Source organism: Micromonospora sp. NPDC049282 (assembly GCF_043197045.1).
Taxonomy (GTDB): domain Bacteria; phylum Actinomycetota; class Actinomycetes; order Mycobacteriales; family Micromonosporaceae; genus Micromonospora.
Genome location: NZ_JBICSL010000005.1, coordinates 114,035 through 130,274, shown reverse-complemented (window position 1 = coordinate 130,274; position 16,240 = coordinate 114,035). Strand labels below are relative to the sequence as shown.

Genomic DNA, 16,240 nt, shown 5'->3' with positions numbered 1-16,240 from the left:
TTACCCGACTGCCCGGCCGCGCGGGACACTGGGCACCTCACGCGTACGGAGCCGGACATCGACCTCACCTGTGGACACTGCTCCCGGAACGCCGGGCCGGACGACCGCTTCTGCGGCGGGTGCGGCCGGCCGCTCGCCGCCGCCTGCCCGGGCTGCGGTCACGCCAACGACGCCGGGGCCAACTTCTGCACCAACTGCGGCCAGCCGCTGCGCGACCACGCGATCGCGGTGCAGGAGGACCGCCGGCAGGTCAGCGTGCTCTTCATCGACATCGTCGACTTCACCACGTACGCCGAGCAGGCCGACCCGGAACAGGCCCGCGGCCTGCAACAGGTCTACTTCGCCACGGTGCGCCGGCTGGTGCACCAGTACGGCGGCGTGGTGGAGAAATACATCGGCGACGCGGTGATGGCGTTGTTCGGCGCGCCGGTGGCCACCGACAACGACGCGCTGCGCTGCGTACGCGCCGGGTTGGAGCTGCAACGGAGCCTGGCCCGGCAGCCGGCCGGGCCGCACCCGCCGCTCGGTTTCCGGGTCGGCATCGCCACCGGCGAGGCGCTTGTCGACCTGGCCGCGGCGCGCGACGGCGGCCAGGCCTTCGTCACCGGCGACGTGGTCAACACCGCGAGCCGGTTGCAGGCGCTGGCCCCGGTCGGCGGCGTGGTGGTCGACGAGAGCACCTGGGCGGCCACCCGGCGCGAGATGGAGTACGCGGACCAGCCGCCGGTGACGCTGCGCGGCCGGTCCGCGGTGAGCCGGATCTGGCTGGCCGTGCAGGCCCGGCCCCGGCGCGACGACCAGGGCGCCGAGCTGACCCCGATGGTCGACCGGGACCACGAGCGGGGCCTGCTGGTCAGCGCGCTGCACCGCACGGTGACCGAGCGCACCTCGCAGCTGCTGACCGTCTTCGGCCCGGCCGGGGTGGGCAAGAGCCGGCTGCTGCGCGAGTTGGCCCGGCACGCGGCGAACCTGCCGGGCGCGCGGGTCACCTGGCTGACCGGCCAGTGCCCGCCGTTCGGCGAGAACGTCACCTACGCCGCGCTGGCCGACATCGTCCGGCGCTGGACCGGGCTGACCGGCGCCGACGACCCGGCCGCCGCCCGCGAGCGACTGCGCGAGCGGTTGGGACGGCTCGCCGACCCGCACGCGGTCCGGCTGGCCGAGGCGCTGGGCCCGCTGGTCGGGGTGCCCGGCGAACGGCTCACCTCGGCCGAGACCGAGGCGGCGTGGCGGCGCTTCCTGCTCGCGCTGGGCGCGACCGGCCCCACCGTGCTCGTCTTCGAGGACATGCACTGGGCGGACGAGGCGATGCTCTCCTTCGTCGAGCAGCTCGGCGCGGCGGCCCGCAACGTGCCGCTGCTGGTCGTCGCCACCGCCCGGCCCGAGCTACGCGAGCGGCACCCGGCCTGGACCGGCACGATCAGCGGCGCCATGTCCATCTCGGTGCCGCCGATGCACGACGGCGACATCGACACGCTCTACTCACTGCTGCTCGGCCAGGCCACGCTGCCCAGCGACGCCCGGGCGCCACTGATCGAGTTCGCCGACGGCAACCCGCTCTACGCCCAGGAGTACGCCCGGATGCTGCTCGACGGTGGGCTGATCGAGCGCACCGCCACCGTCACGCGGCTCGGCCCGGCCGGGGGCGCCGGGATGCCGCGTACCGTCCAGGCCGTCATCGCCAACCGGCTGGACCTGCTCGACCCGGCCGACCGGGCGGTGCTCCAGGCCGCCTCGGTGGTCGGCGTGCAGTTCTGGGCGGCGCCGGTGGCGTTGGCCCTGGGCCGGCCGGCGGAGTGGGTGGAGCGGGCGCTGCACCGCCTCCAGCGCCGCGACCTGGTCTTCGAGCTGCCCGCCTCCACCATGCCCGGGCAGCCGGAATACCGGTTCCGGCACGTGCTGGTGCGCGACGTCTGCTATCAGCGACTGCCGCGCGCCGAGCGGGTCGCTCGGCACCAGGGCGCCGCCGACTGGCTGGAGCAGCTCACCGACGGCCGGCAGCACGACCTGGCCGAGGTGGTGGCCAACCACCGGTGGGCGGCACACGAGATCGCCCGCACGGTGGGGCTCGACCAGGCCCCGCACGCCGCGGCCACCCGGTCCGCGCTGCACCGGGCCGCCCGCCGGGCGTACGAGCTGCACGCGCTGGAGACCGCGGCCACGCTCGTCGAGCGCGCGCTCAGCGTCGAGTGCGGGCCGGACCCGGCGCTGGAGCTGTTCCAGGCCGAGCTGGCGTTCTATCGGGACCGCGACGGGTTCCTGGACGACGGCGGCACCGAACTCCTCACCGGCCTGGCCGACCGGCTGGCCGACGCCGGCGACCTGCCCGGCGCGGCGAAGGCGTGGCGGCTGCTGGCCACGGCGGCGTGGGCCCGGGCCGACCGGTCGGAGACGTTGCGCTGCCTGGACCGGGCGATCCGGCTGCACGCGGAGCTGCCGGACAGCGAGGACAAGGTCGGCGCGCTGCTGGAGCTGGCCCGGGCGCACATGCTCGACGCGGAGACCGAGCCGGCCTGCGCCGCCGCGCGCAGCGCCGCCGAGCTGGCCGAGCGGCTGGAGCTGCGCGAGGCCCGGGCCAACGCCCGGATCACCCTGGCGGTGGCCCGCTACCAGGCCGGCGCCGAGGACGCGTACGCCGAGCTGGCCGAGGTCACCGAGGAGTGCCGGGTGGAGCGGCTCACCGGCCGCCGTCGGGCGGTGCACAATCTGGCCTGGGCGTTGCAGGAGGAGGGCGACCTGGCCGGCTCGGCCCGGCTGGTCGACGAGCAGCGGTCCATGGACCTGGCCGGCCTGCACGGCCTCACGGTGAGTTTCAGCGACCAGTGGACCCGGTCCTACTACAGCGGGGACTGGACCGCGGCGCTGCGGATGGCCGAGGGGTCCACCCGGCGCCCGACCGACGAGTGGGACCTGCACATCGTGGCGGTCTCCGGCTGGATCCGGGCGCTCGGCGACGGCCCGGGCGCCGGTCACGACGACCCGGACCTGGTGGACCAGGCGCTGGTCGCCGCCCGGCGCAGCGGCTTCCACCGGGTGCTGCGCTCCACCGTGGCGCACGCCGCGCTCTGCCGGGCGGTGCAGGGCCGCCGGGACGAGGCGCTCGCGCTCCTCGCCGAGCTGGACGAGGACTGGCGGCGGACCCGGATGATCCCGTTCGCCGAGTGGGTGCCGGCGGCCGGTCACGTCGCCGGCCTGCTCGGCGGCGACGCCGCGGTGCTGGTGCGCGACCTGTTGGGCCGTGCCCCGCGGGTGACCCGTTGGGCGCGGGCGGCCGGCCGGTCGGCGGACGCGGCGCTGGCCCGGCGCGACGGTGACCCGGCCCGGGCCGGCCGGCTGTTCACCGCCGCCGCGGAGGACTACGCCGGGATGACCGACGTCACCGACCAGATCATCGCCTCCGCCCTGGCGGTGGGGCCGTTGGTCGAGGCGGACCCGCCGGCTGCGACGGAGACGCTGGCCCGGGTACGCGCGTTCGCGGACCGGCACGCCGCCGGCGGCCTGCTCCGGATCGCCGGGGCCGGCTGACCTCAGGCGGGGACCGGCTGCGGCGGCCTGGTCGACCATCCCTTCACGCCCCTGCCGGTGAAGTATTCGGCTTTCGCGATGAAGGTGACTTTTCGCTCGACGTCGGCCAGTACGCACCCGGGGTCCGTCCGGATCAGGTGGTGACGCGGGGGAACGTCCGGGACGAGGGTACGAACCACGTACGCCGCGCCACAACGCACTCCCGGAACCGGGCCCCGACGTGTCAGGATTCAGGGCACGACGTCAGGCTGCGGTGAAGGGGGTGTCCGGTGTCAGGGGGCGGGCCCCGCCGAGGGCGGCGGGACAACGGGCTCGACGCGGCCGAGTACGCGGTCGCGGGCGACGTCGATCCGCGCGTCGGTGAACACCTGCTCGACGTGCTGGCCGCCGGCGGCATCGCCGCCTACCTCCAGCCCTCCGCCGACCTGAATCCGGTGACCCGCACCACCACGGTCCCGGCCCGCCCGGTCGACCGGCTCTACGTCGACCGGTTCCACCTGACCACCGCCCGCGACTACCTCACCCAGCTCGCCGACGAGGGCGGTGGCGACCCGCCGCGCGCCGACGAGCCGGACATCGAGGCCGAGTGGGCCAAGATCGTCGCGGGGTTCCACACCGGGCCGACCGCCGGCAGTCACCCCTGGCCGGCCGCCGAGGACGTCGACGACCCGGGCACGCCGGGCGGCGGCGCCACCGGCCGTGCCGAGGAGCCGGCCGGTCCGACCGCCACCGACGTACGCCGGCTGCCCTACGCCGCGGACGTCTCTGGCATCTCGGTCAGCCGCGACCGGCACGACGAGCCCTCCCTGCTGGACGGCCTGGACACGTTCGGCGCCGGCCTGCCGGACGAGGCGTCGGCGGAGGAGCACTACACCCCACCCCCACCGCCCCCGCTGCCGCGCTTCTCGAAGTACGCCGTGCTGGGCGTGCTCAGCATCGTGCTCGGCTTCCTGCTGTTCCTGTCCCCCACCGTGATGTCGCTGGTCGACCCTTCGGTGGTGACGCTGCTCGGCTTCACCGGCATCCTGGCCGGGTTCGTGATGCTCATCTGGCGACTGCGCCCGGGTGACCGGGACGACCACGACCCGGACGACGGCGCGGTCGTCTGAGCGACGCCTCGGGGGCCTGCCCGGATCGCGGGACGAGGCACGCCCTGGGTCGAACGTGTAACAGGGGTGTAACTTACGGTCAGTAGGAATACCGCTGAACGTCACGTCCCGCACCGGCTGTCCGGTTCGCGCTTGATCCGGTCGCCGGTCCCCCTGCTGAGCGGATTGCCCGATGCGACAGAGCCCCCTCGTGGTGGTGGCCAACCGCCTCCCCATCGACGACAGTGTGGCGCCGGACGGCGCCTTCGAGTGGCGCCGCAGCCCTGGCGGTCTGGTGAGCGCCCTGCACCCCCTGCTCCGGCACACGCCCGCCACCTGGGTGGGCTGGGCGGGCGGCACCGGCCCGGCGCCCGAGCTGCCGGACGTGGACGGGGTCCGGATGCGCACGGTCCCGCTGAGCGCCGAGGACTTCCGCGACCACTACGAGGGCTTCGCCAACGCCACCCTCTGGCCGCTCTACCACGACGCCGTCGAGCAGCCGGAATACCACCGTCGCTGGTGGGAGGCGTACCAGCGGGTCAACCAGCGGTTCGCCGAGGCCGCCGCCGAGGTGGCCGAACCGGGCGGCCTGGTCTGGGTGCAGGACTACCACCTCCAGCTGGTGCCGGGCCTGCTCCGCGCGCTCCGCCCCGACCTGCGGATCGGCTTCTTCCTGCACGTGCCGTTCCCGCCGCCGGAGCTGTTCATGCAGCTCCCCCGCCGCTCCGAGCTGCTGCGCGGGATGCTCGGCGCCGACCTGATCGGCTTCCAGCGGGCCCAGGCCGCGCACAACTTCGCCCAGCTCGCCGCGAAGGTGCTCGGCCTGTCCGCGACCGACCGGCGGATCGGCGTGGACGACCGGGTCGTCCGCATCGGCGCCTTCCCGGTCGCCATCGACACCGCCGAGATGTCCGCGCTCGCCGCCCGGCCCGAGGTCGCCGACCGGGCCCGCCGGCTCCGGCAGGACCTCGGCCAGCCGGAGAAGGTGATCCTCAGCGTCGACCGGATGGACTACACCAAGGGCATCGAGCAGCGGCTCAAGGCCTACCGTGAGCTGCTGGCCAGCGGCGACGTCAAGGTACGGGACACCGTGCTGGTGCAGGTGGCGGTGCCCAGCCGCGACCGGGTGGGGCAGTACCAGATCCTGCGCGACCGGGTGGAACACCAGGTGGGCCGGATCAACGGCGAGTTCGGCCGGGTCGGCGAACCGGCGATCCACTACCTCACCCAGCCCTTCGACCGGGCCGAGCTGGTCGCGCTCTACCGGGTCGCCGACGTGATGGCGGTGACCCCGTTGCGCGACGGGATGAACCTGGTGGCCAAGGAGTACGTGGCGGCCCGGGTCGACGGCACGGGCGCGTTGCTGCTCAGCGAGTTCGCCGGCGCGGCCGCCGAGCTGGAGCAGGCGTACCTGGTCAACCCGCACGACCTGGACGGCCTGAAGCAGGGTCTGCTCGCCGCGCTGCGGGCCGGCCCGGAGGACGTGGCGGCCCGGATGCGCGCCATGCGGGAGCACCTGGCGCACAACGACATCCACGCCTGGGCCGCGTCCTACCTGAGCGCCCTGGAGGAGAGCGGGTCGCTGGTCGCCCGCCGGGCCGCCGCCCGCTGAGCCGGCGCCCGGCGCTCAGCCGGAGGTGGGCGCCGGGTCCTTGTCCAACCAGTCCAGGAGCGCGTCGATCGGCTCCCGCCAGCGGGCGTCGAGCATCAGGTCGTGGCCCATGCCGGGGAAGAGCAGCGGAGCCGAGGCGTACCGGCGGGCCGCCCGGTTCAGCGCGGTCGCCGGCAGGACGCGGTCGTCGGGGCTGCCCAGCACCAGCATCGCCGGCCGGCCCACCGCCGGCTCCGGCTGCCGGCCGGTGAGCAGCTGCCACTGGGCGCGGCGGCCGGCCCGGCCCAGCCGGGCGACGTGGCGGCGGGCGTCCGCGTCGGGCAGTTCCCGGCTGAACAACTGCCGTCGGTTGAGCCGTAGGCCGGCGCCGAAGACCGCCGGCAGCGTGCCGGCCGGGTTGCGGCGCAACGCCGTGCCGAACGTCCCCCAGCCGCCCAGCACCGGCGCCACCAGCACCGCGGCCCGCGCCGGGTAGCGGGACAGCGCGTGCGCCACCACCCGGGCGCCGGCGCCGTGCCCCACCAGCACCGCCTGCCGCGGCAGGCTCGCCGCCACCTGGACCACGTCATGGGTGTACGCGCGCAGCGTCGCCTCCGGCGCCGGCTCGCTGCCGCCGTGCCCGCGCAGGCTCACCGCGTACGCCGGGAAGCCGCGACCGGCGGCGTGGCCCAGCCAGTGCTCGGCGAACGCCCACGCGCCGTGCCCGAAGCCGGGCACGAACAGCAGCGGCGGCTTGGCCTCCTCCTGATCCGGCACCGCGGCCAGCACCTCGCGGCGCACGGCCCGCTCCGGCCGGGCCCACTCCCAGGCCCGGACCACCCGCACCCGCTCGTTGGTGGTCATTTGCCGCCCTCCAACTCGTGCAGCGCGCGTTGCAGGGCGCGCAGGTAGTCGGCGTGCCCGACCTCGAACCAGTGCCGGGTGCTGTCCTTGACCTTCGCCGAGTACCGCTCGCCGAGGCCGGCGCGGACCTTGCGGTCGAACGCGGCGACCTGCTCCGGCCGGGTGGCGCGCAGCGTGAGCAGCCGGGCGAAGAGCACGCTCTGCCAGTGCGAGATGGCGAAGATGCCGGAGTCCGGCTGGACCAGGCCGACCACGGCCAGCGTGGGACAGCCGGCGCTGAAGGCGTTCAGCCACAGCCGGGGTTTCCCGGAGCCGTCCTCGTCGCCGAGTACCCGGCCCTGCATGAACTCGAAGCGCGGCAGGTATCCGGTGGCGAAGACGACCAGCTCCGGGTCGATCCGCCGGCCGTCGGTCAGCTCGACGGTGCGGTCGTGGAACCGGGCCACGTCCGGCACCGGGGTGATCTCGCCGTGCCCGACGTAGTAGACGAGCTGGCTGTTGGCGATCGGATGCGTCTCGTAGACCCGGTGGTCGGGCTTCGGCAGGCCGAACCGGGTCAGGTCGCCGACGGTCAGCCGCAGCGTCCAGTGGTAGAGCCACTGCCGCACCCGCAGCGGCACCCGCAGCGCCAGCAACGTGTCGTTGACCTGGTCCGCCGGGCGGCCGAGGACGTACTTCGGCGCGTACCAGTAGCCGCGCCGGGTGGAGTGCCAGCAGTGCGACGCCTGCTGGGCCGCCTCGACCGCGATGTCGCAGCCGGTGTTTCCGGCGCCGACCACCAGCACCCGCTTGCCGCGCAACTGGGCCGGGTCCTTGTAGGACGAAGCGTGCATGACCTCGCCACGGAACTCCGCCAGCCCCTCGTACCGGGGCAGCTTGGGCGACCAGTTGTGGCCGTTGGCCAGCACCACGGCGGCGTACCGGGCGGTGCGCTCGGGGCCGTAGCCGCCGGTGCTGCGGGTGGTCACGTCCCACCGGTCGCCCTCGACCGGCTCGACCCGGACCACCTCGGTGCCGAACCAGACGTGCTGGCGCAGGTCGAAATGGTCGGCGTAGCGCTCGAAGTAGGACAGCAACTGGCTGTGGTGCGGGTAGTCCGGCCAGTCGTCCGGCATCGGGAAGTCCGGGAACTGGGTGAACGGCCGGGACGAGATGAGGTGGGTGCTGGCGTACACCGGGCTGCGGTCGTGCCGCCAGTTCCACGCCCCGCCGACGCCGGTCTCCCGCTCGTAGCAGTCGACGCCGAAGCCGGCCTCGCGGAGGTTCTTCACGGCGGTCAGCCCGCTGGCGCCGGCGCCGATGACGCAGACCGTGTCGCCCCGGTCGGAGACCGGCCGGTCGTCCCGGCTCGGGGTGGCCGTGGCGTCCGGATCGGGGCGGCCGAGATCGGTGGAGGAGGGCACCGGGAAATCTCCTTTTGTGCGGCACGCATGCCGGTCGGTGCGAAATCCTGCCGAGAATGCCCGCCGTTGTCCAGCCGCCCCGAGCGCCATCCAGGCACCGGCACGGCTTGGCCCCCTGACCAGCCTGACGCTCGGTTACCAGGGGTGACTTACCCAGCGTGAGGGCGAGGCCGCGCGGTGGGCGTGCTCCTTCCGCGCCTTTGCTCTGCAGCCACCGGCGCAGCACGGCCGTGAGCTGGGCAATCCCGTCGGGCACGACGCGTCGTGTGTCGCCGCCACGATCACGGTGGGTGAGCGCTGCGCATGTGGCTGCAGAGCAAAGGCGTCGGCGGGCGGAGCCTCCTGCCCGCCGGTGCGTCACGTTCCGTTGCGATGTTCGGCGCCGCCGGCGGCCTCGCGCGCCGCCGGTCTCACGGGCCGCCGCCGGTCTCACGGGCCGCCGCCGGTCTCACGGGCCGCCGGTCTCACGGGCCGTGGTCGGGTGGGTCAGCCGGCAGTCGGAAGCAGCAGGTCGACCAGGACCGGGAAGTGGTCGCTGGCCCGGCGGGTCCGCGGCGTGTCGACCACGTCGTAGTCGACCACGGTGATCCGCGGGTCGACGAAGAGCGCGTCGATGCGACGCCGCGGATCGGCGCAGGAGAACGTGTGCCGGTCGGCCCGGTCCGCGGCGACCGCCGTGTCGGTCAGTCCCTCGGCCACGGTCCGCCAGGCCGGTCCGTCCGGCCCCTCGTTGAGGTCCGCGCCGGCCACCACCGGCAGCGGGGACGCGCCCAGCTCCCGCTTGAACGCCGCCGCCTGGGCGGGCCGCTCGGCCGGGTCGGTGGACAGGTGCGAACCGGCCAGCAGGAAGTCGACGCCGCCCACCCGGCACCTCGCGTACGCGGCGCCGCGCAGGTGCCGACCCGGGGTCAGCGGGTAGCGCTCGCAGCGGGCGTCGGTGACCCGCACCCGCAGGCTGGTCAGCAGCACGTTGCCCAGCGACGGCAGGCCGCCGGCGGCGACGACCAGGCCGAACGAGTCGGCCAGCGTGGCGCACTTCTGCCGCCACCGGAACCGGCGCGGCCCCTCCTGGACGATCACCACGTCCGGCGCGGCCTCCCGGACCACCTCGGCCAGCGCGGCCGTGTCGTCGCGCTGCGAGTGGACGTTGTACGACACCACCCGCAGCGGCACCCCCGGGCCCGGCACGTCAGATCCGCCGGGCCAGGTCGGCGGCGCCGATCACACCGGCGGTGTTGCCCAGCTCGGCCGGGCGCACCTCGGCCACGGGCAGGCGACTGCGCTGGGCCAGCGCGTCGGTGAACGACCGCCGGGTCGGGCCGAGCAGCAGGTCACCGGCGTCGATCACGCCGCCGCCGACCACCAGCACCTGCGGGTCGAGGATCTGCGCCATGTCGGCGAGGCTGGTGCCGAGCCAGCGGCCGACCTGGGCGAACGCCTCGGTGGAGACCGGGTCGCCGCCCTTGGCCGCGGCGGTCACCATCGGGCCGGTGATCGCCTCGGCCTCGCCGTCGGCCAGCTCCAGCAGCGCGGTGGCCCGGTGCGGCTCCTGCCGGGCGGCGGCGCGGGCGAAGCGGACCAGGGCGCTGCCGCTGGCGTACTGCTCGATGCAGCCGAGCCGCCCGCAGCCGCACTGGTGGCCGTCCGGCACGGTGAGCATGTGCCCCAGCTCGGCCGCGATGCCGTTGGCGCCGCGCACCAGCTCGCCGCCGAGCACGATGCCGCCGCCGACGCCGGTGCCGATGGTGAACATGACCATCGAGTCGTCGGCGTCGCGGGCCGCGCCGTAGCGGAACTCCGCCCAGGCGGCCACGTTCCCGTCGTTCTCCACGATCACCGGCAGGCCGGTGGCGTTGCCGACGTACTCGCGCAGCGGCTCGTCCCGCCAGGCCAGGTTGGGGGCGAAGAGCACGGTGGAACGGGAGGCGTCGATCCAGCCGGCCGCGCCGACGCCGACGGCCTCGACGGTACGGCCGGTGGACAGCTCGGTGACCACCTCGATGATGACGTCGCGGGTCTTGGCCACGTCGTCGGCGGGGGTGTCCCGTCGCGTCTGCACGAGTACCGCGCCGGTGTCGTCCACGACACCGCCGGCCACCTTCGTGCCACCGACGTCGACTCCGATGGTCAGCGTCACCGCTGCCACTCCCCTCTGCTGTGCTCTCCCGGCACCGGCCGAACCGGCCGTGCGATCCCGGGATGTCCGGTGGTCAGGCCCCGTCGCCTGGAGTGTCCGCGCCCGCCTCGCCGGGCGCCCGCGAGGCGGGCACCGCCGGGCGGCCGGCCGGCGGCCGGCTGGACGCCGGCTCGTCCGGCCCGGCGGCGTCGGCGGGCGGCTCCGACGGCTCCGTCCCGGGGCGGCTGACGCCACGCCACGAGCTGGAGCCGTCGACGGCACCCGGATCGGCCGCGCCCTCCCCCCGGGTGGCGGCGGACCACACGTCCTGCTCGGGTGCCGGCTGAGAATCATGCCCGGTACGGGTCGCCTCGCGCCACACGTGGTCCGAGGACCCGGTCGGCGCGGGACCGCCCGGGCCGGCCGGCGCCGGAGTTTCCGGCGACTCCGCCGGTGCGGCCGGTCCGCCCGACGCCGGCGGCGCGAACGCCCGCAACATGCTGGCTACGCCGGCCGCGAGATCACCGGCGCCGGTGGCGAGCCGCTCGGCGAATTCCGGACTCGGGTCACGCAACGCCGCGATCCCGCGGCAGAGGGGGCAGACGCAGCATTCCGGCGAGCCGGTGGCGAAACCGGTGCCGGCGTCACCCGGGCTGTGACCGAGGACACCCGAGAGAATCCCACCGAGCGGGCCCTGGCCCGCCCCGGACGAGGCGGCGGCGAGCCGCGCGGTGGCCAGCAACGTGACGACGAGGCGCTCGGCCTCTTCCCGGGCCGAACCCGGATCGGTGGTGCCCATGGTTCGGCTCCTCAAGCGTGACGACCGGGACGGCGATCGGGATCAGTCTGCCGCACCGGATGTTTCTACCCGGCGCTTGAGCTGCTTCAACGCCGCATCCATGATCATTTTCTCGGCCTTGCGGCGGAACATGCCGAGCATCGCCACCGACAGCTCCACCTCGAGCGTGTAGGTCACCGTGGTCGTCCCGTCCGGGTTGCCGACCAGGTCGTACGACCCGCGCTGGGACCGTTGCATCCGCGACGGCGCGACCAGGCGCCACTCGATCAGGGAGATGTCCTCGGCGTACTCGTAGGCCAGCACGTACTCGTCGGCCAGCACGCCCGCGTCCAGCGTGAACCGGACCTGGCTGGCGTAGCCGTCCTCGTACTCCTCGACCACCTCGGCCCGCCGCACCGCCTCGGTCCACTCCGGGTAGCGGGGGAAGTCACAGATGACCGCCGCCACCTGGTCCGGTGACGCGCCGATGATGATCGACTGGGTGGAGGAGTCCGCCATGGGGGGAGGCTACCCGGCCGCCCGGCCAGGCGGGCGGGTAGGTTTCGACTGAGCCGACCAGGCCGGCCCCGGCCGGTGCGAGCACGAGGGAGTGCAGGTGCGCGAGTTCTCCGTCCCGCCGATCGTCACCGTCGGCGACGCGGCCAACCTGACCGACCCGGTCTGGGAAAACGCCGAGGTCGCCCCGGACGCCGTGCAGTTCGTCCGGACCACCGGCGACGCCGGGCCGGCGTCCCGGGTCGAGGTGACCTGCCGACAGTTCCGGGACGAGGTGGTCGCGGTGGCCCGGGGCCTGGTCGCCGCCGGCGTCTCCCCCGGCGACCGGGTCGCGCTGATGAGCCGCACCCGCTACGAGTGGACCCTGTTCGACTACGCGATCTGGGCGGCCGGCGCGGTCACCGTGCCGATCTACGAGACCTCCAGCGCCGAGCAGGCCGCCTGGATCCTCGGCGACTCCGGCGCGGTGGCCGTGGTGGTGGAGAGCACCGCCCACGCGACCATGGTCGCCGGCGTCCGGGACCGGCTGCCCGAGCTGCGCGAGGTCTGGCAGATCGAGCTGGCCGCGGTGGACGAGCTGGTCACCGCCGGCGCGTCGGTGGACCCGGCCGAGGTCGAGGTGCGCCGCTCGATGCTCAAGGCCGACGACATCGCCACGATCATCTACACCAGCGGCACCACCGGCCGGCCGAAGGGCTGCGTGCTGACCCACCGCAACGTCTACGCCGACATCGCCAACGCGGTGCCGGTGCTGCCGAACCTGTTCCGCGAGGGCGCCTCCACCCTGCTCTTCCTGCCGCTGGCGCACGCGTTCGCCCGGCTCATCCAGGTCGGTGTGGTGCAGGCCCGGGCCACCATGGCGCACTGCGCGGACACCAGCAACCTGGTCGGCGAGCTGCAGGACTTCAAGCCGACGTTCGTGCTCTCCGTACCCCGGGTCTTCGAGAAGGTCTACAACGGCGCGCGGCAGAAGGCCGAGGCGGACGGCAAGGGCAAGATCTTCGACCGGGCGGAGAAGGTCGCCATCGCCTGGAGCGAGGCCCAGGAGACCCCCGGCGGCCCGGGCCTGGCGCTGCGCGCCCAGCACGCCCTCTTCGACAAGCTGGTCTACGGCAAGCTGCGCGCGGCGATGGGCGGCCGGTGCCGCGACGCCATCTCCGGCGGCGCGCCGCTCGGCGCCCGGCTCGGGCACTTCTTCCGCGGCGTCGGGGTGACCATCTGCGAGGGGTACGGCCTCACCGAGACCGCGCCGGCCGCCACCGCCAACCTGCCCACCGGCACCCGGATCGGCACGGTCGGCCGCCCGCTGCCCGGCGTCACCGTCCGGATCGACGACGACGGCGAGATCCTGATCTCCGGGGACATCGTCTTCCAGGGCTACTGGCACAACGAGGCGGCCACCGCCGAGGCGCTCACCACCGACGGCTGGTTCCGCACCGGCGACCTGGGCCAGCTCGACGAGGACGGCTACCTCAGCATCACCGGCCGGAAGAAGGAGATCATCGTGACCGCCGCGGGCAAGAACGTCGCCCCGGCGGTGCTGGAGGACCAGGTCCGGGCGCACCCGCTGATCAGCCAGTGCGTCGTCGTCGGCGACCGCCGGCCGTTCATCGCGGCGCTGGTCACCCTCGACGAGGAGGCGCTGCCGAACTGGCTGGCCGGGCACGGACGCCCGGAGACCACCACCGCGGCCGACCTGCGCGACGACGAGGCGATGCGGGCCGAGGTGCAGGCCGCGGTCGACCAGGCCAACCTGTCCGTCTCCAAGGCCGAGGCGATCAAGGTGTTCCGGATCCTGCCGCAGGACTTCACCGAGACGACCGGCGAGCTGACCCCGTCGCTGAAGGTCAAGCGACAGGTCGTGCACAAGACGTACGCCACGGAGATCGCCGAGATCTACCAGCGCTGACTACCATCCGTCAGGTGCCCGCCTCCACATCCGGACAGCCGCAGACCCAGCTTCTCGCGGTCGGCGCCCGCGCGGTCCTCCTCGCGCTGGTCGCCGCCCTGACCCTGTTCGCCACCCGCGACCCCGCCCAGCTCTGGTGGATCGTCCTGCTCGGCCTCGCCGGGCTGCCCGCCGTGCTCGCCCCGCAGCACCGGCTGCTCGCCCCGATCAGCCGCTTCGCCGAGGTGGTGGTGCTCGGGCTGGCGGCCAGCCAGGTCGCCGCCGACACCCAACTCACCGGCGTGACCGACGGGCTGGGCGCGTCCGCGGTGCTCCCGTACCTCGCCGTGCCGGTCACCGTGACCGCCCTGCGCCGCCGGTTCCGCGAGGGCGCCGCGCTGCTCGCGGTGGCGGCGGCGACGCTGCTGGTCAGCGCCGCCTTCACCGAGGTCGGCGGCGAGCCGCAGCTCGGCCAGGTCGGCTACCTGGCGGTCTGCGCCCAGTGGCTGATCCTGGCCGGCCTCGGCCTCTACACCGCCGCCACGCTGCAGCGGGTGATGCGGGTCCGCGGCGAGGGCAAACCCCAGCCGTACGCCGAGGCCACCCGCCTGCTGACCCAGCTGCGTACGGTCGCCCGCCAGCTGCCCGGCGCCACCCTGGACCCGGGCGGCATCTCCGAGCACCTGCTGGAGGAGCTGCGGGTGGTCGCGAAGACCGACCGCGGCGCGGTGCTCTCCGCCAGCGGCGGCGGCCGGCTGGTGGTGCTCGCGCAGGTCGGGGCGGACCGGGTCGACTGGGAGACCACGCTCGACGCCGACTCGGCCATCGCCGACGCCTGGGCCACCCAGCAGCCGACCGTCTCGACCCGCTCGCAGGCCCGGTCCCGACACTCCGGGGAGGTGTCGGCGCTGATCGTGCCGCTGGTCGCCGGCGTACGCACGGTCGGCCTGGTGGTGATCGAGGCGGACGCCGGCGCCGCGTACCCGCCGCCGGTGGTGTCCCGGGTGACCGCGCTGACCGGCCCGGCGGCGCTGCGGCTGGAGGCCGCGCTGCTCTTCGACGAGGTGCGCTCGCTGGCCACCAACGAGGAGCGGCAGCGGCTGGCCCGGGAGATCCACGACGGGGTGGCCCAGGAGCTGGTCATGGTCGGCTACGGCATCGACAACGCGCTGGCCACCGTGCACGACGACGCCGAGGAGACCGCCGACTCGCTGCGCACGCTGCGGCAGGAGGTCACCCGGGTGATCCAGGAGCTGCGGTTGAGCCTGTTCGAGCTGCGCAGCGAGGTGGACCGGCACGGCGGCCTGGCCGCCGCCATCGCCGAGTACGCCCGCACCGTCGGCGCCTCCGGCGGTCTGCGGGTGAACCTGTCCCTGGACGAGTCCACCGCCCGGCTGCCGGCCGCCACCGAGGCCGAGTTGCTGCGCATCGCGCAGGAGGCGGTGACCAACGCGCGCAAGCACGCCGGCGCGTCGAACCTCTGGGTCACGTGTGAGGTGGATCCCCCGTACGCTCGGATCGAAGTGTCGGATGACGGTCACGGCATCGGTGACCAGCGCCCCGAGGGGCACTATGGTCTTGCGATCATGGCGGAGAGGGCGGAACGTATCCGAGGCCGGTTGGAGATCAGGCCGCGGCAACCCAGCGGCACAACCGTGGCGGTGGTACTCGGCTCGTCGCCCCGGCGCGATAGGGTGCGCGGCAGCGCCGCAGCAGCAGAAGGGGAGTAACCCGAGGATGACCACTAGCCCGACACCGGCCACCCGGACCAAGGTTCTCCTTGTCGACGACCACGACCTGATCCGCAAGGGTCTGCGACACGCCTTCGAGCGGGACCGGCAGTTCGAGGTCGTGGGTGAGGCCGCCACCGCCGCCGAGGGCGTGCGCCAGGCCGGCGCGCTCCAGCCCGACGTGGTGATCATGGACTTGCGACTGCCCGACGGCAGCGGCCTCGAGGCCACCCGCGCCCTGCGCAAGTCCAGCGCCTCGATGGGCATCGTCGTGCTCACCATGTACGCCGGCGACGACCAGCTCTTCGGCGCCCTGGAGGCGGGGGCGAGCGCGTTCGTGCCGAAGACCGCACCGGCCGACGAGGTGGTGGCCGCCGCCCGGCACGCCGCCTCCTCCCCCAGCGCGTTCACCGCGGCCGACCTGGCCGAGGCGATGAAGCGCCGGCTGGCCCCGTCCGGCCCGCAGCTGTCCCCGCGCGAGGGTCAGGTGCTGCGGCTGCTCGCCGACGGCATGAGCGTGGCCGGCATCGCCAAGCAGCTCTTCGTCAGCGAGTCGACCGCCAAGACCCACATCTCCAAGCTCTACGAGAAGCTGGGCGCGGCCAACCGGGCCCAGGCGCTGATGACCGCGCTGCGGCTGGGGCTGCTGGAGGCCCCGGACGCGCCGAAGTTCTGACGTCCGCCGCCGGAGAGGCCCCGTCCGTACGCCGGACGCGGGCCTCTCCGGCATTCCGGGCGGGC

General features: G+C 74.5%; 12 protein-coding genes. 6 read left to right on the top strand and 6 right to left on the bottom strand.

Annotated elements, in window-relative coordinates; translation table 11 throughout:
- Nucleotides 1-57: 57 nt before the first annotated feature.
- The 3 genes from ACGFI2_RS11585 to ACGFI2_RS11575 all read left to right on the top strand — a co-directional run bounded on the left by ACGFI2_RS11585 (nt 58) and on the right by ACGFI2_RS11575 (nt 6,225).
- The gene (locus ACGFI2_RS11585; protein ID WP_393514962.1) at nt 58-3,525 is read left to right on the top strand and encodes an ATP-binding protein; all 3,468 of its coding nucleotides are present in this window, start codon (nt 58-60) and stop codon (nt 3,523-3,525) included.
- 269 nt (nt 3,526-3,794) lie between these two features.
- Entirely contained in the window at nt 3,795-4,634 is an 840-nt protein-coding gene (locus ACGFI2_RS11580) for a DUF308 domain-containing protein (RefSeq protein WP_393514457.1), read from the top strand.
- Between the two features lie 172 nt (nt 4,635-4,806).
- Nucleotides 4,807-6,225 (top strand): trehalose-6-phosphate synthase, encoded by a 1,419-nt coding sequence (locus ACGFI2_RS11575; RefSeq protein ID WP_393514454.1) that lies wholly within the window; start codon nt 4,807-4,809, stop codon nt 6,223-6,225.
- 15 nt (nt 6,226-6,240) lie between these two features.
- On the opposite strand, the gene ACGFI2_RS11570 is transcribed toward ACGFI2_RS11575, so the two are convergent.
- The 6 genes from ACGFI2_RS11570 to ACGFI2_RS11545 form a co-directional block, all read right to left on the bottom strand.
- Nucleotides 6,241-7,068 carry an alpha/beta hydrolase gene (locus tag ACGFI2_RS11570; RefSeq protein WP_393514452.1) on the bottom strand — a complete coding sequence of 276 codons (828 nt, stop codon included), beginning with the start codon at nt 7,066-7,068 and terminating at the stop codon, nt 6,241-6,243.
- Nucleotides 7,065-8,471 (bottom strand): flavin-containing monooxygenase, encoded by a 1,407-nt coding sequence (locus ACGFI2_RS11565; RefSeq protein WP_393514449.1) that lies wholly within the window; start codon nt 8,469-8,471, stop codon nt 7,065-7,067. Before ACGFI2_RS11565 ends, ACGFI2_RS11570 begins: the two co-directional genes overlap by 4 nt.
- Before the next feature lie 486 nt (nt 8,472-8,957).
- On the bottom strand, nt 8,958-9,659 hold the full coding sequence (locus ACGFI2_RS11560; RefSeq protein WP_393514446.1) for an endonuclease/exonuclease/phosphatase family protein: 702 nt from the start codon (nt 9,657-9,659) through the stop codon (nt 8,958-8,960).
- A 1-nt stretch (nt 9,660) separates the two neighbouring features.
- Entirely contained in the window at nt 9,661-10,608 is a 948-nt protein-coding gene (locus tag ACGFI2_RS11555; protein ID WP_393514443.1) for an ROK family glucokinase, read from the bottom strand.
- A 73-nt stretch (nt 10,609-10,681) separates the two neighbouring features.
- On the bottom strand, nt 10,682-11,386 hold the full coding sequence (locus ACGFI2_RS11550; RefSeq protein WP_393514440.1) for a hypothetical protein: 705 nt from the start codon (nt 11,384-11,386) through the stop codon (nt 10,682-10,684).
- A gap of 42 nt (nt 11,387-11,428) precedes the next feature.
- Entirely contained in the window at nt 11,429-11,884 is a 456-nt protein-coding gene (locus tag ACGFI2_RS11545) for an SRPBCC family protein (RefSeq protein WP_393514437.1), read from the bottom strand.
- Between the two features lie 97 nt (nt 11,885-11,981).
- Here ACGFI2_RS11545 and ACGFI2_RS11540 point away from each other — a divergent pair, with 97 nt between their 5' ends.
- Genes ACGFI2_RS11540 through ACGFI2_RS11530 form a run of 3 tightly spaced genes read left to right on the top strand, consistent with a single transcriptional unit; the run spans nt 11,982 to nt 16,175 of the window.
- Nucleotides 11,982-13,790, top strand: a complete 1,809-nt coding sequence (locus ACGFI2_RS11540; protein WP_393514434.1) for an AMP-dependent synthetase/ligase — start codon at nt 11,982-11,984, stop codon at nt 13,788-13,790.
- 14 nt (nt 13,791-13,804) lie between these two features.
- On the top strand, nt 13,805-15,499 hold the full coding sequence (locus tag ACGFI2_RS11535; protein WP_393514431.1) for a GAF domain-containing sensor histidine kinase: 1,695 nt from the start codon (nt 13,805-13,807) through the stop codon (nt 15,497-15,499).
- Between the two features lie 7 nt (nt 15,500-15,506).
- Nucleotides 15,507-16,175, top strand: a complete 669-nt coding sequence (locus tag ACGFI2_RS11530; RefSeq protein ID WP_007072219.1) for a response regulator transcription factor — start codon at nt 15,507-15,509, stop codon at nt 16,173-16,175.
- The last annotated feature ends 65 nt before the right edge of the window (nt 16,176-16,240 follow it).